At 62.3% G+C, this 13,805-nt stretch carries 14 protein-coding genes; 11 read left to right on the top strand and 3 right to left on the bottom strand.

The features are described 5' to 3' along the window. The first annotated feature begins 80 nt into the window (after positions 1-80). Positions 81-1,598, top strand: a complete 1,518-nt coding sequence (locus tag AC0L2X_RS10960) for a DegQ family serine endoprotease (RefSeq protein ID WP_352490304.1) — start codon at positions 81-83, stop codon at positions 1,596-1,598. Positions 1,599-1,645: 47 nt separating this feature from the next. Here AC0L2X_RS10960 and AC0L2X_RS10955 read toward each other — a convergent pair whose 3' ends face one another. Together AC0L2X_RS10955 and serB are read right to left on the bottom strand one after the other, a co-directional pair. Beyond that, positions 1,646-2,218 (bottom strand): GNAT family N-acetyltransferase, encoded by a 573-nt coding sequence (locus AC0L2X_RS10955; protein WP_473599768.1) that lies wholly within the window; start codon positions 2,216-2,218, stop codon positions 1,646-1,648. Next, positions 2,215-3,102 carry a phosphoserine phosphatase SerB gene (gene serB, locus AC0L2X_RS10950; protein WP_473599767.1) on the bottom strand — a complete coding sequence of 296 codons (888 nt, stop codon included), beginning with the start codon at positions 3,100-3,102 and terminating at the stop codon, positions 2,215-2,217. The genes AC0L2X_RS10955 and serB overlap by 4 nt, the downstream gene beginning before the upstream one ends. Here serB and miaA point away from each other — a divergent pair. From miaA to AC0L2X_RS10935, 3 genes are all read left to right on the top strand, one after another. After that, positions 3,092-4,060 carry a tRNA (adenosine(37)-N6)-dimethylallyltransferase MiaA gene (miaA, locus tag AC0L2X_RS10945; protein ID WP_473599821.1) on the top strand — a complete coding sequence of 323 codons (969 nt, stop codon included), beginning with the start codon at positions 3,092-3,094 and terminating at the stop codon, positions 4,058-4,060. The two genes, serB and miaA, sit on opposite strands and share 11 nt — an antisense overlap. A gap of 104 nt (positions 4,061-4,164) precedes the next feature. Beyond that, the gene (locus tag AC0L2X_RS10940) at positions 4,165-4,959 is read left to right on the top strand and encodes a GGDEF domain-containing protein (protein ID WP_254818928.1); all 795 of its coding nucleotides are present in this window, start codon (positions 4,165-4,167) and stop codon (positions 4,957-4,959) included. A gap of 132 nt (positions 4,960-5,091) precedes the next feature. Continuing rightward, complete coding sequence (locus AC0L2X_RS10935) at positions 5,092-5,478, top strand: ester cyclase (protein ID WP_352490301.1); 387 nt, start codon at positions 5,092-5,094, stop codon at positions 5,476-5,478. A 36-nt stretch (positions 5,479-5,514) separates the two neighbouring features. Here AC0L2X_RS10935 and AC0L2X_RS10930 read toward each other — a convergent pair whose 3' ends face one another. Next, on the bottom strand, positions 5,515-7,341 hold the full coding sequence (locus tag AC0L2X_RS10930; RefSeq protein ID WP_473599766.1) for an ATP-binding protein: 1,827 nt from the start codon (positions 7,339-7,341) through the stop codon (positions 5,515-5,517). 152 nt (positions 7,342-7,493) lie between these two features. On the opposite strand from AC0L2X_RS10930, the gene AC0L2X_RS10925 reads away from it, so the two are divergent. The 7 genes from AC0L2X_RS10925 (at position 7,494) to AC0L2X_RS10895 (ending at position 13,761) form a co-directional block, all read left to right on the top strand. Then, on the top strand, positions 7,494-8,060 hold the full coding sequence (locus AC0L2X_RS10925; protein ID WP_473557378.1) for a helix-turn-helix domain-containing protein: 567 nt from the start codon (positions 7,494-7,496) through the stop codon (positions 8,058-8,060). Between the two features lies 1 nt (position 8,061). After that, positions 8,062-8,373 (top strand): hypothetical protein, encoded by a 312-nt coding sequence (locus AC0L2X_RS10920; protein WP_473557379.1) that lies wholly within the window; start codon positions 8,062-8,064, stop codon positions 8,371-8,373. Positions 8,374-8,394: 21 nt separating this feature from the next. Then, a complete protein-coding gene (locus AC0L2X_RS10915) occupies positions 8,395-8,922 on the top strand; it encodes a GNAT family N-acetyltransferase (RefSeq protein ID WP_473557382.1) in 528 nt (175 codons plus the stop codon). 219 nt (positions 8,923-9,141) lie between these two features. Then, a complete protein-coding gene (locus tag AC0L2X_RS10910) occupies positions 9,142-10,302 on the top strand; it encodes a PcfJ domain-containing protein (protein ID WP_473557384.1) in 1,161 nt (386 codons plus the stop codon). Between the two features lie 351 nt (positions 10,303-10,653). Further along, positions 10,654-12,405 (top strand): acetolactate synthase 3 large subunit, encoded by a 1,752-nt coding sequence (locus AC0L2X_RS10905; protein ID WP_473557385.1) that lies wholly within the window; start codon positions 10,654-10,656, stop codon positions 12,403-12,405. A gap of 66 nt (positions 12,406-12,471) precedes the next feature. Continuing rightward, positions 12,472-13,044, top strand: a complete 573-nt coding sequence (gene ilvN / locus AC0L2X_RS10900) for an acetolactate synthase small subunit (protein ID WP_023676680.1) — start codon at positions 12,472-12,474, stop codon at positions 13,042-13,044. 120 nt (positions 13,045-13,164) lie between these two features. Beyond that, positions 13,165-13,761, top strand: coding sequence for a LysE family translocator (locus AC0L2X_RS10895; protein WP_473599765.1), 597 nt, complete (start codon positions 13,165-13,167; stop codon positions 13,759-13,761). The last annotated feature ends 44 nt before the right edge of the window (positions 13,762-13,805 follow it).

Genomic DNA, 13,805 nt, shown 5'->3' with positions numbered 1-13,805 from the left:
ACGTGCCTTATTTCTTGCCAACATGACGCGACGCGGCGTTTTTGCCGAAGCGCGTTTTTAGAACACCCGGAGGCCTTTCGATGACATCCACCACCCTTCTGCGTTCAGCGAGGCGGACGTTCATCGCCGGGGCCGCTGCGCTTCTGGTCGGCGCCGTTGCCGTTCCGTCGTTCGTGACGCCGACAGTGGCAGCCGACGGGCCGCCCTCGGTTGCCGATCTCGCCGCCGGCCTGCTCGGCGCGGTGGTCAACATCTCGACGTCGCAGACGGTGAAGGGCACTGAGGGGCCGGGCGCGGTGCCGATGCCGCAACTCCCGGAAGGCTCACCCTTCCAGGACTTCTTCGACGATTTCTTCAAGAACCGTGGCGGCGACAAGGGCGGCGGCGGGCAAAAGGTGCAGTCGCTAGGCTCCGGCTTTGTGGTCGACGCCGAGCAGGGCATCGTGGTGACTAACAACCACGTCATTGCCGATGCCGACGACATCGAGGTGAATTTCTCCGACGGGGTGACGCTCAAGGCGACGCTGGTCGGCACCGACACCAAGACCGACGTCGCGGTGCTGAAGGTCGATCCGAAAGGGCACAAGCTGACAGCGGTGAAGTTCGGCGATTCCAACACGATGCGTGTCGGCGACTGGGTGATGGCGATCGGCAATCCGTTCGGTCTCGGCGGCACGGTGACGGTCGGCATCGTCTCCGCGCGCAATCGCGACATCAATTCCGGCCCGTATGACGACTTCATCCAGACCGATGCCGCGATCAACCGCGGCAATTCCGGTGGACCGCTGTTCAACAGCAGCGGCGAGGTCATCGGCATCAACACGGCAATCATCTCGCCGTCGGGCGGCTCGATCGGCATCGGCTTCTCGATCCCATCGCAGCTTGCATCGGGCGTCGTCGACCAGCTTCGCCAGTTCGGCGAGACGCGGCGCGGCTGGCTCGGCGTGCGCATCCAGCCGGTGACCGACGACATTGCTGAAAGCCTGGGCATGGCGACGGCCAAGGGCGCGCTGGTTGCCGGGGTCATCAAGGGCGGGCCGGTCGACAACGGCACAATCCAGGCCGGCGACGTCATCATCAAGTTCGACGGCAAGGACATCCATGAAATGCGCGACCTGCCGCGCGTCGTGGCGGAAAGCCCGGTCGGCAAGGCCGTCGACGTGATCATCGTGCGCAAGGGTGTCGAACAGACGGTCAAGGTGACGCTCGGCCGGCTCGAGGACGGCGAGAAGCTTGCCAGCGGTGGTGAAAACGGCAACACCGACCAGGACGATGCCGACAAGGCGCCTGCGGTTTCGACGGCTGCTGTGCTCGGCATGACGATCGGCGAGCTCAACGATGAGACGCGCACGAAGTTCGGCATCGCCGCCGACGTCTCCGGCGTCGTCGTGACCGACGTCTCAAAGGATTCGGCGGCGGCCGAACGCGGCATCCAGCCGGGCGAGGTGATCACCGAGATCGCGCAGGAATCGGTCGCGACGCCCAAGGACGTCATGGACCGGATCGGCGCGCTGAAGGAGCAGGGGCGCAAGAACGCGCTTTTGATGCTGGCGTCGAAGACCGGCGAGCTGAGGTTTGTGACAATCCGGATGGATTGAGTCCGGAAGAGCCTGCAACACTCTGATGTTGAAAGGAAAAAGGGCGGCTAGCGGGCCGCCCCTTTTCTTGCCTGCCAGTCTGTGCGTGGCAGCCTGTAAAAGACATGTCGCCTGAGTGCGGTGTGGCTGTCCGGAACACCGGGATGGTCGAAGTCGGAGGCCGGGTCGGCGATCATGCCCAGGCGCTCCATGACGGCAGTGGACCGGCTGTTATCCTTGACGGCGAAGGACGCGATTTCGTCGAGGCCAAGTCTTTCAAAGCCATAGGTGAGCCAGGCTTCGGCTGCTTCGGTGACATAGAAGCGGCCCCAGAATTCGGGTGCCAGCCGCCAGCCGATCTCGATTGTGCCGGGCGGCAGGAATGGCAAATGATCGGTGCGGGTTATGCCGACGAAGCCGATGCATTCACCTGTGGCTGCGATCTCAGCGGCCGCGAAGCCGAAGCCGTCGCGATCGATAGCCGCGCGCAACTCCTCCATCTTGGCGTCCGACTGGGCACGATCGCGCCGAAACGGAAAGAATTCCATGACGCGCTCGTCGGAATTGATGCGATGCAAGAGCTCGCGGTCACGATCTTCCCAGTTGCGCAGGATCAGGCGCTCGGTGCGGATCGGCGTCATTCGACAAATTCCTCCCGGCGATAACCCTGCAGATAAAGCAAGGCGGTGAGGTCGCCGTGGTCGATGCGGATCTTTGCCTCGGCTGCCACGGCCGGCTTGGCATGCAAGGCGACGCCGATGCCGGCAAGACGGATCATGTCGAGATCGTTGGCTCCATCGCCGACGGCAATGGCATCGGCAGGCGTCAGGCCGAGGCGGGCGGAAATCTCGATAAGGGCTTCGGCCTTGGCGGCGCGGCCGAGGATCGGTTCGGCGACCAAGCCGGTGAATCGGCGATCTTGCTCGATCAGGCGGTTGGCGCGATTTTCGTGAAAGCCGAGCAATGCTGCGATGCGGGTGGTGAAGATGTCGAAGCCACCGGAGATCAGCGCCGTCCAGGCGCCGCTGGCCGCCATTGTCTGGACGAGCGTACGGCCGCCGGAGGCAAGCGTCAGTCGCTTGTCGATGATGCGGTCGATGATTGCGGCATCGAGACCCTCGAGCAGGGCCACGCGCTCGCGCAAGGCCGGCTCGAATGCGATCTCGCCGTTCATCGATCGCGCGGTGATGGCGGCGACACGATCCTTGACGCCGATCTCGTCGGCAAGCTCGTCTATGCATTCCTGGTCGATCATCGTCGAATCCATGTCGGCGATCAGGATCTTCTTGCGCCTGTTCTCAGCCGGCTGGACGGCCACGTCGATCGGTTCGGAAGCAAGCGCGGCATGCAGGCGCGCCGTTATTTCGGAAGCGTCGGCGGTCTCCGGCAAGTCGAGCTCGCAGGCGATGTTTTCGGCCAGCCAGCGAACAGCGCTTGCGCCGACCGACCGTGAGGCCATATTCGCAAGCGTCGGCGTCAATGCGCGGCTGGCGGGATGGGATAGAAGCGTGGCGATCAGCGGCATCGAAAATTCCAGCGGACAGGCGGGCGAAGGCCGCGTGAAGAACGCGATCCTGATAGCCGGGCCGACCGCCAGCGGCAAGTCGGCGCTCGCACTCGACCTCGCCGAGCGCAATGGCGGCGTCATCGTCAACACTGATTCCATGCAAGGCTATTCGGTGCTCGACGTGCTGACGGCGCGGCCTGGTCCTGCCGAACTCGCCCGCGTCCCCCACTTTCTTTATGGACACGTCGATCCGTCCACCGCCTATTCCACCGGCGCCTGGTTGCGTGATGTCACGAAACTGATCGACGACGGCAGGCTCTCGGAGCGCCCAGTGATTTTCGTCGGCGGTACCGGGCTTTATTTCCGGGCGCTCACGGAAGGTATCTCGGAGATGCCCGACATTCCGAAATCGATCCGCGATCGCTGGCGCTACGAGCTCCAGGAACAGGGTGCAGTGAGATTGCACCGCATCCTGTTGCGCGAGGATTCTGCGGCCGGCATGATGCTGAAGCCGACGGATGGCCAGCGCATCGTGCGGGCGCTGGAGGTGCTCGACGCGTCGGGCCGTTCCATCCTGGACTGGCAGGCCGCGCGTGGCCGGCCGTTGATCGACAGGAGCAGCGCGCGCCTTTTCGTCATCGAGCCGGAGCGAGCGGCGCTGGTAGAGCGGATCGATGCCCGCTTCGACCGCATGCTGGACAAGGGAGCACTCGACGAGGTGAAACAGCTTTCAGCGCTCGGCCTCGATCCCGATCTGCCGGCGATGAAAGCAATCGGTGTTCGCGAGCTTCAGGCCGCGCTGGCCGGCGCCATCAGTTTTCCCGAGGCCATCGAGCGCGCGAAAATCGCGACGCGGCAATATGCCAAACGGCAGGCGACCTGGTTCAGGCACCAATTGGGCCCGGAATGGCAGAGATTGCGCCCTGGTGAGGGGATCGACTCGATGCTCTTACCCCCTCCTTCGAGCGCAACCTGAAAAGTCGACACCGAGGGGACATTTCGCGTTGAAGTTGTCCAGGTTAACTGTCCGTAAGTTCCCGCATGACATAAGATCGATAGGAACTTTCCAACGGGGAGCAGATGCGTTTCCACAAGGCGGAATCAGCCTTTTTCGTCTTTATTTTTGTGATCCTGGCCGCCGGCCTGGTGACGCTTTACGCCTATGGGCTCCTGCAAACCCTGGCCGCCGACATTAGCAATACGCCTTCGGAACTCGATGAAATCATCTATCTCAACAAGCTGCTGTTTGCGACCGGCGTGCTGCTGGCGACTGCGCTGTTCTTCGGCATTTTCTTCATCTACCCGCTGATCCGAAAGCAGGCGACGGAAGAAGGCAAGCTGCGCGCCATGACCGTTTCGCTCAGCGCGCGCTCGGAGACGCTGGAGCATGCGGCGCTCACCGACAGCCTCACCGGCATGCAGAACCGGCGCTACTTCGACGATGCGCTGAAGGAATATCTCGAAGAGTTCCGTCGCATCGAAAAACCAGTAGGGCTGATGATCCTCGACCTCGACCATTTCAAGCAGGTGAACGACAGCCACGGCCACGATGTCGGCGACGAGGTGTTGCGGGCCGTCGCCAACTGTCTCAAGGACATGACACGTTATCACGACGTGGTGGCGCGCCTGGGCGGCGAGGAGTTCGCGGTGGTCACGCCCAATATGGACGCCGAGCTGCTATCCAAATTCGCCGAGCGCATCCGCAAGGCGATCGCCAACATGTCGGTGCTGACAGGCAATGTCCGACTGAAAATCACCACTAGCGTCGGGCTTGCCGTCTGGGATCGCAAGGAGACCGCCGAGGAGTTCTATCGCCGCGCCGACCGCCAGCTCTATGAGGCGAAGAGGCAAGGTCGCAACCGCGTCTGCGCCTGAAATTCCGTCATTGAATTCGTGATGCTGGCCGTCTGGTATCGTTTTCTGCGTCTCCGATGCACGCAGACCGACGTCACCCAGTCAAGCTGAGATGCTGCCTTTGCGGGGCTTGCCGGAAATAGAGGTGTTGCCGTGACTAAATCCGACCTCTCCGATCTTTACAGGGACTACATTGCATGCCTGAACAAGCAGGATTGGCCAAATCTGGGGCGCTTTGTTCATGATGAAGTGACCCACAACGGTCGCAAGCTCGGATTGTCCGGCTATCTCGAAATGTTGGTGAGAGACTTCGACGAAATTCCGGACCTTTACTTCGAAATTCAGCTATTGGTTGCCGATCCGCCTTATATAGCGAGCCGCCTAAGCTTCGACTGCGCGCCAAGGGGAACGTTCGTTGGGCTCGATGTAAGCGGGAAGAGAATTTCGTTTGCTGAGAACGTATTCTATGAGTTTCAGAGAGGGAAAATTCGCCGGGTGTGGTCAGTTATAGACAAGACAGCCATCGAAGCTCAGCTGTGATATCTGCGGGCGCTGCCTAAAAGTTGCTCGGCTCAATCATTCTGGGGGACGCAGCCCGAAGGTCGCCGGCTTGAGGCCATAGCGCAAGTCGAAATCGTCGTTCCGCTGGGTGCGCGCGGCCGACGGTTTGCGATAGTCCGAATCGCCGGCCTGTCGGCCCGGATCGACGACTTCCGCGAAAGGCATTGCCTGCTGTGATTTCGGCACGTTGCGCAGCCGTTCGACGATCGCCACGAGGTCGACCTCGTCGCCGGTTTCGGACGGCAAAGCATTCTCGCGTTTGGCGGTGCCGGGGATCAAATCCTCGGAGAGTTTTTCGAACTTCATCCGCATCGTCGTCGCCACGCCTTCCCCGAAGGCGATGGCCTCGCGCTGGCCCATGGAAGACAGGAACGCCAGCGTCGAAGCCGAGGAATCGGCGATCGCCGAGCGGATGATCGCCTGGTCCTGCTCGTTGGCGAGCCGCATGGCAAAGAACGTCGAGCACTGCGACAGGATGGTCGGGTCGAGTTCGCCCGGGCGCTGGGTGACGACGCCGAGATAGCAGCCATATTTGCGGCCTTCCTTGGCGATGCGCGACAGCGCGTGCCGCGTCGGTGCGAAACCGAGGCGCGGATCGGCCGGCATGTAGCGATGCGCTTCCTCGCACAGGAGGAGCAGCCGCAAGCGGCCTTCGCTCCACAATGCCAGGTCGAAGGCCAGCCGCGCCAGCACCGAGCAAACCGAATTGACCACCTCGGACGGCATGCCGGCCATTTCGAAGCAGGTCACAGGGCGGCCGTGATGCGGCACGCGGAAAATGTTGCCGATCGTCTCGTGGATGGTGTCTTCGATAAGGCGCGAGTTGAACATGAAACGGTAGCGCGGATCGGATGCCGCCAATTCGATGCGTGTCTTCAGTGACCTGAGGGTCGGGCGATCGTTCTTGCTTTCCAGCAATCCCATGCGCTCATCGACCAGCTTGATGAGGTCGGCAATGCGATAGGGCACCGGCGCGTCGGCGGTCAGCGCATCGGTGCTGCGCCGTAGAAAGTTGCCGGAGTTAGGATTGCGGTAGAGGTTCTTGGCCGCGGGAATAAGATCGCGCAAGGCGTCGACCTCTTCCGGGACCGTCTCGCGGCCGCGAAACAGCACTTCGGCAAATTCTTCGAGCTTGAACATCCAGAAGGGCAGGTCGAGCGTCGTCGAATCGACCCTGACGCAATATTCGGGCAACGACGCGGCGAACTCGTTGTGTGGATCGAGGATGAGCACGCGCAGGTCGGGCCGGGCGGCGATCGACTTGCGCAAGAGCAGCGAGACGGCGGTCGATTTGCCGACCCCAGTGGTGCCGACAATGGCGAAATGCCGCGCCAGCGTATCGTCGATGGCGATATTGGCGTCGATGGCCTCGTCCTGCGACAACGTGCCGATGGTGATCGAATGACGACCGGCGAGATCGTAGACGGCCTGCAGATCGCGGCTGCGGATACGATGGGCAATGGCGCCGATATGCGGATAGGTCGTGATGCCACGGTCGAAGACCGGCTTCGCGCCGGGTTCGGCACCGTCGCGCACCTCGCCGATCAATTCGATGCTGACCTCGATCGGATTCTGGCCCTCGCTGCTCCAGGCACGATCCGACTTGCCGATTTCGTAGACCAGGCCGACGGTTCGTGATGTGCCGAGATTGATCGAGATCATCTTGCCGACGCTCCACAGACCGGTGACCGTGCCTTCGATATCGTCGGCATAGGCGCTGATGGTGGCGCGCGCCCCGTCGCATTGCACGACATTGCCCAGAATCCGCTTGTCGTTCTGCTCCGCCCTGCGGCGCTCCAGCAAAGTCGATTCTCCAATGGAGGCTTCGCGTTCAACGAGCATGGACAGGCCGGTCCCCTTTTCCCGAGTGATGAGCCTAGGCGAACGGGGTTAAGGTGGGATGAGGCCGGATGGTTTAGCGGACATTAAGGAGTTTACGAAAACTGGACGAAACGGTCGTTGCTTCGTCGAAAAATCTTCGATATATCGGACTAATGGATGATATAGCGAACGACATATCCTCGACCATCGGCAGAAGAATACATGCCGAAAGGGTGGTTCGCAGCTGGTCCCTGGCTGAATTGGCGGAGCGGTCCGATGTCTCGAAAGCCATGCTGAGCACGATAGAGCGCGGCATGACGAGCCCGACGGCGGCACTCCTCGTGCGCATTGCGGCCGCCTTCGGCATGACGCTCTCCACTTTGATAGCAAGGGCGGAATTGCAAGGCGGCGGCCTGCTTCGCGAACGTGATCAGCCGGTCTGGAGCGATCCGGCTACCGGTTATGTGCGGCGGCACCTTTCGCCGGTTTCGGACATGCCGCTCGAACTGATCCGAGTCCAACTGCCGGTGGGCGCCAAGGTAAGTTTCCCGGCGGCGTCCTATGCCTTCATCAGGCAACAGATCTGGCTGATCTCCGGGCGGCTGGAATTCACCGAGGGCGACATCGTTCACAGCCTCGAACCCGGCGACTGCCTGGCGCTCGGCGCGCCATCCGATTGCGTCTTTCACGCTCCGGGCCCGGACGCCGCCGACTATCTGGTTGCGTTGGCCAGGAGCTGAGGTGAAGGCGCGCCGTCCGAAACGCTCCGACAATGGCGGTCCGCCGCTCGACGACTATAACGGTCCGCCCTGGGGCAAGGGCGATCCCTATGTCTTTCTTGCCTGGCGGACCGCCCATGCCCAGGCATGGAAAGTGCCGAGCCGCGAGATCATGCTGATGCGGCTGGACAAGGCCGAGCGGCTGGGCCTGACCTATGAGGAATACACGCTCGAACTGCTGGAACGCGGGCGACATCTGCAAGAGGAAGACGCTGATCGCATCGCGGAAATCCGCCGGGCCAGGAAGCGGAAGCGATCCAGTCATTTCGACTGACGGGCGGCGCAGGGAAACCACATGAGTTCGATCGAAATCAGGCCACTCACCAGTACTCACGGAACGCAAAAAATGCTGGTCGATCTGCTGATCGGAACAGTCGCCGCCGGCGGCTCGGTCAGCTTCATGCATCTGCTGGCGCCGGAGATGGCCGCGGCCTTCTGGAACAAGTCGCTTCAAGCGGCCGCCAGAGGCGAAAGGGCGGTGCTTGGAGCCTGGAACGGCGAGGCGCTGGTCGGCACAGTCACCTTGCTGCTCGACTGCCCTCCCAACCAGCCGCACCGGGCCGAGATCGCCAAGCTGATGACCCGCCTCGATTACCGCGGCAAGGGCATAGCAACCCGCCTGATGGAGGCGGCGGAAGTCGTTGCCATGGAGAAAGGCCGTACCCTGTTGGTCCTCGACACGGCAAAAGAAGAGGGGGCTTCCGGCCTCTATGAAAAGCTCGGCTTCACGCTGGCCGGCGAAATACCGGATTATGCGCTGAAGCCGCATGGCGGGCTCACAGCTACCCTCATCTATTGGAAACGCATCGGCCGGACACGGTGATGGCGACGACGATGCACCTTTGCAACACCCGTCAAACTATGGAGGGCGTGGAAAGAATAGCTCTTGCGTCAAATTGGCGGCGAGCTTAGAGAAGCCGCCCATTCTGATCCGTCGTCCTGAAAGGAGACCTGTCAATGACCCGGCGATCCAGATCGACACATTCCGTGCCGACGCTGGAATTGCGTGCGGCTGACAGAGTTCCAATCGGGAAGAACGGCCATGGCAAAGTCCATGATCCAGCGCAGGCAGGATGCCGAGCGCGAACGCATTGAAGCATATGCCGTAACGCTGCGGCGGGTTTTTCCCGTCCCGCGTCCCGCTCCGGATTTCGAGCGGGCGCTCGACGAGGCACGTCGCCGGTTTGCCGGCATGGCGATCCGCGACGGCGCGCTGTGGCGTCCAAAGCTGAAGACGCGCGACCCCGCGCGGCTGCGGCTGGCCGCGGCGCGTCATCTCTATGCGCGCTACCCCGTTACAGCCGCGCTCGAGGGTATCTGGCTGGACAGCTCGGGGTTGAATGCCGAAGAGATTGCGCTTCGCAAGGCTTGGTATATCGCGGTGGCGCGTGGTGACTCTCTCTACAAGGCGGGCGCCTGTGCGTGGCTGTCTCGCAAGGAGGTGCATTGCTTCTTGAACTTGCCCGGCGATTTCACGTTCGACGAGGCGTTTTGGGTGGCGATCGCCCGGTCCTACACGGATGATTCCGGGTTGGCGGCCCGACTTGCCAAGTCGAAAATCGCGCGCACGCCACGTAACGATCTGGCCTTCTGGCGCGAGGTGACACGGTTCTTCTGCGGGCAGCCCGCGTCGAAGGAGGAGATCGACGATCTATGCGACTATATCGGCGCCGTGCACCAGCGCGATGCGGCGTACAGCCTGAAGGGTCGCACGCTCGCCTCGCTGCGTCGGCAGATGCTGGAATGGCATCGAGACATTGCCGCGATCGAACGCATCGAGGCAATGCGCCGCCGCGCTGCCGGGCGGGCCACGCGTACTGCCGGGACGCAGTCGCAGGGTCGCGCCTGGGACGGCTCGCGCCTCGACGACTGGGACTGGCAGCCGTCGACCAAGGAGGCAAAGGCGCATGGCGAGCGTTTCTTCGTCCGTCAGTTGAAGACAGCCGAGGATCTGGTCGCCGAGAGCCGGGCGATGCATCATTGCGTCTCGATATACGCGGCCAAATGCATCGCCGGCAATGCCTCGATCTGGGTGCTGCGGCGCTCGGCGCTCGGCAAGATCGAGCGGTTGCTGACGATCGAACTCGACCCGCAAAACCGTGCGGTGCAGGTGCGCGGTTTCGGCAATCGTCTCGCCTCGCTCGAGGAACGCAAGATCATCGAGCGCTGGGCCAAGGCGAGGGGGGTGGTGCTCTGCGCCTGAAACGGAAGACCCGCGCGGCGGAAAGGCCGCGCGGTTGCACAATGGGCGGATGTCCCGAGTCAGGCCAAGTGCACATTCGCCGTTGACAGCGGCGTCAAACCAATTCTATTGTCCGCCACCATGAAAAAGGCACTCATTCTCGTAGGAAAGCGCGTGGGCAAGGCGGTGTAACCGCCGGGCGATGACCTCCCATGCGCAAGACACAGGCTCCCTCGGGGGCCTTTTTTATTGCCCGAAATACGACTAAACGACCAGCAATCGCCCGACGGCGAACAGTATGGGACCAGACCGATGAGCAGTGGACAGAATGAGCGGCGCGAAATGCCAAGAACCGAAATGCCAAGAGCCGAAATGACTGGCGCCGAAATGGTGGTGCAGGCGCTGAAGGACAATGGCGTCAAGCATGTTTTCGGCTATCCGGGCGGCGCGGTTCTGCCAATCTACGATGAAATCTTCCAGCAGGACGAGGTCGAGCACATCCTCGTCCGTCACGAGCAGGGCGCGGGCCACGCGGCGGAAGGCTACGCGCGCTCGACCGGCAAGGCCGGCGTCATGCTGGTGACCTCCGGGCCGGGTGCGACAAATGCGGTGACGCCATTGCAGGACGCGCTGATGGACTCGATCCCGCTGGTCTGCCTGACCGGCCAGGTGCCGACTTCGCTGATCGGCTCGGACGCGTTCCAGGAGTGCGACACGGTCGGCATCACGCGACCCTGCACCAAGCACAACTGGCTGGTGAAAGACGTCAACGAGCTCGCGGCAACGATCCACGAGGCCTTCCATGTGGCAACGACGGGCCGCCCCGGTCCGGTCGTCGTCGACATCCCGAAGGACGTTCAGTTCGCCAGGGGTATCTATGTCCCGCCGCAGACGGCGCCGCGCACCAGCTACCAACCGAAGGTCCAGGGCGATCTGGAAAAGATCAAGGTGGCGGTCGAGCTGATGGCCGGCGCCAGGAAGCCGATCATCTATTCGGGCGGCGGCGTCATCAATTCCGGCCCGGAGGCGAGCCATCTGCTGCGCGAGCTGGTCGACCTCACCGGCTTTCCCATCACCTCGACGCTGATGGGCCTCGGCGCCTATCCGGCGTCAGGCAAGAACTGGATGGGCATGCTGGGCATGCACGGCACGTATGAAGCGAACATGGCGATGCACGATTGCGACGTCATGCTCTGCATCGGCGCGCGCTTCGACGACCGCATCACCGGGCGGCTGACGGCGTTTTCGCCGAATTCGAAGAAGATCCACATCGACATCGACCCGTCGTCGATCAACAAGAACGTCCACACCGACGTGCCGATCATCGGCGATGTCGGTCGCGTCTTGGAAGATCTGGTGCGGCTGTGGCGGGCAACCGCCAAGGCCGACAAGAAAGCGCTTCACCCGTGGTGGGAGCAGATTGCCAAATGGCGCGCCCGGGATTCGCTCGCCTACAAGATGAACCACGAGGTGATCATGCCGCAATATGCCGTCCAGCGGCTCTATGCGCTGACCAAAGACCTCGACACCTACATCACCACCGAGGTCGGCCAGCATCAGATGTGGGCGGCACAGCACTATCACTTCGAGAAGCCGAACCGCTGGATGACCTCTGGCGGACTGGGCACGATGGGCTACGGCCTGCCGGCCGCGCTCGGCGTGCAGATCGCGCACCCGGATGCGCTGGTCATCGATATCGCCGGCGACGCTTCGGTGCAGATGACGATGCAGGAGATGAGCGCGGCGGTGCAGCACGAGGCGCCGATCAAGATATTCATCCTCAACAACCAGTATATGGGCATGGTGCGGCAGTGGCAGCAGCTGCTGCACGGCAACCGGCTGTCGCACTCCTACACCGAGGCGATGCCGGATTTCGTCAAGCTCGCCGAAGCCTATGGCGGCCACGGCATTCGCTGCGACAAGCCGGACGAGCTCGATGACGCCATCAAGGAGATGATCGCGGTCAAGAAGCCCGTCCTGTTCGACTGCCGCGTGGCGACGCTCGCCAACTGCTTCCCGATGATCCCGTCGGGCAAGGCGCATAACGAGATGCTGTTGCCTGACGAGGCGACCGACGAGGCTGTGGCCAACGCGATCGACGCCAAGGGCAGGGAACTGGTGTAGCCTGGTTCAAGGAAGCTGTGCGAAAACAGCGGATTAGCGCAAAAGTTTGAAACCGAGATTCATGTCATGAACGCACAGTTGCAACCGACCGGCTCCGCCTATTTCATCGCCAAGGAGACGGAAAAACCAGAGAACCACACGCTTTCGGTCCTCGTCGACAACGAGCCGGGCGTGCTTGCCCGGGTCATCGGCCTGTTTTCCGGACGTGGCTACAACATCGAGAGCCTGACGGTCTCGGAAACCGAGCACGAAAAGCACCTGTCGCGCATCACCATCGTGACGCGCGGCACGCCGCACGTGCTGGAGCAGATCAAGCACCAGCTCGAGCGTATCGTGCCGGTGCACCGCGTCGTCGATCTCACCGTGCGGTCGCAGGAATTCGGACAGGAGCGGCCACTGGAGCGGGAACTCGCGCTGGTCAAGGTCGCCGGCACCGGCGAAGCCCGCGTCGAGGCGCTCCGGCTCGCCGATGCATTCCGCGCCAGCGTCATCGATGCCAACACCGAGCATTTCATCTTCGAGATCACCGGCAAGGGCTCCAAGCTCGATCAGTTCATCGCCATCATGAAACCGCTCGGGCTGGTCGAAATCTGCCGTACCGGGGTGGCGGCGATGAACCGCGGCCCGCAAGGGATGTGATCGTCCGGCTTTGGCTCTGCCCGTCGCTTTTGCCATCGATCGCATTGCCGGCCGCGCCCGGGATGGCTTTTGAGGATCCGCAGTAAGGGACAACGATGCTGGCGTGATTGGGGGAACACCATGACATTCGACGCATTCTTCGCCCTGCTGGTCTATGCCTTCGTGACCTCGATCACACCGGGCCCGAACAACTTCATGCTTCTGGCATCGGGCGTGAATTTCGGCTTGGTCAAGACCGTGCCACACATGCTCGGCATCGGCTTCGGCTTCCTTGTGCTGTTGCTTGCCGTAGGCTTCGGGCTTGGCGCCATGTTGACGGCCTTTCCGGTGCTGCATACCGGGTTGAAGATCGCCGGCGGCCTCTACCTGCTTTATCTCGCCTGGAAGATCGCGATGTCGCGCTCGCTCGGCGGCGAAGGCGAGGCGAAGGGCCAGCCGATGCGCTTCATCGAGGCTGCGGCTTTCCAGTGGGTCAATCCCAAGGCCTGGGTGATGGCGATTACAGCCATGGCCGTCTATACCAACCCGGAACGCCCGTTTGTGTCCGTGGTGCTGATCGCGGCCGCGTTCGCCGTCGTCATGCTGCCGAGCATTTCGACCTGGGCCGGTTTCGGCATGGCGCTGCGCGGTTTTCTGGCGGATGCGGCGCGGCTCAAATGGTTCAACATCGCCATGGGCGTGATGCTTGCGGCGACGCTGTGGCCGATGCTGCGTTAGCTGCGTTCTATTGTGCACTGCACATTAAATCTTCGTAATGACGG

Source organism: Mesorhizobium sp. WSM4828, assembly GCF_055811175.1.
Note: the sequence above shows the minus strand (reverse complement) of the source record. Positions and strands in the feature narration are given on the sequence as shown.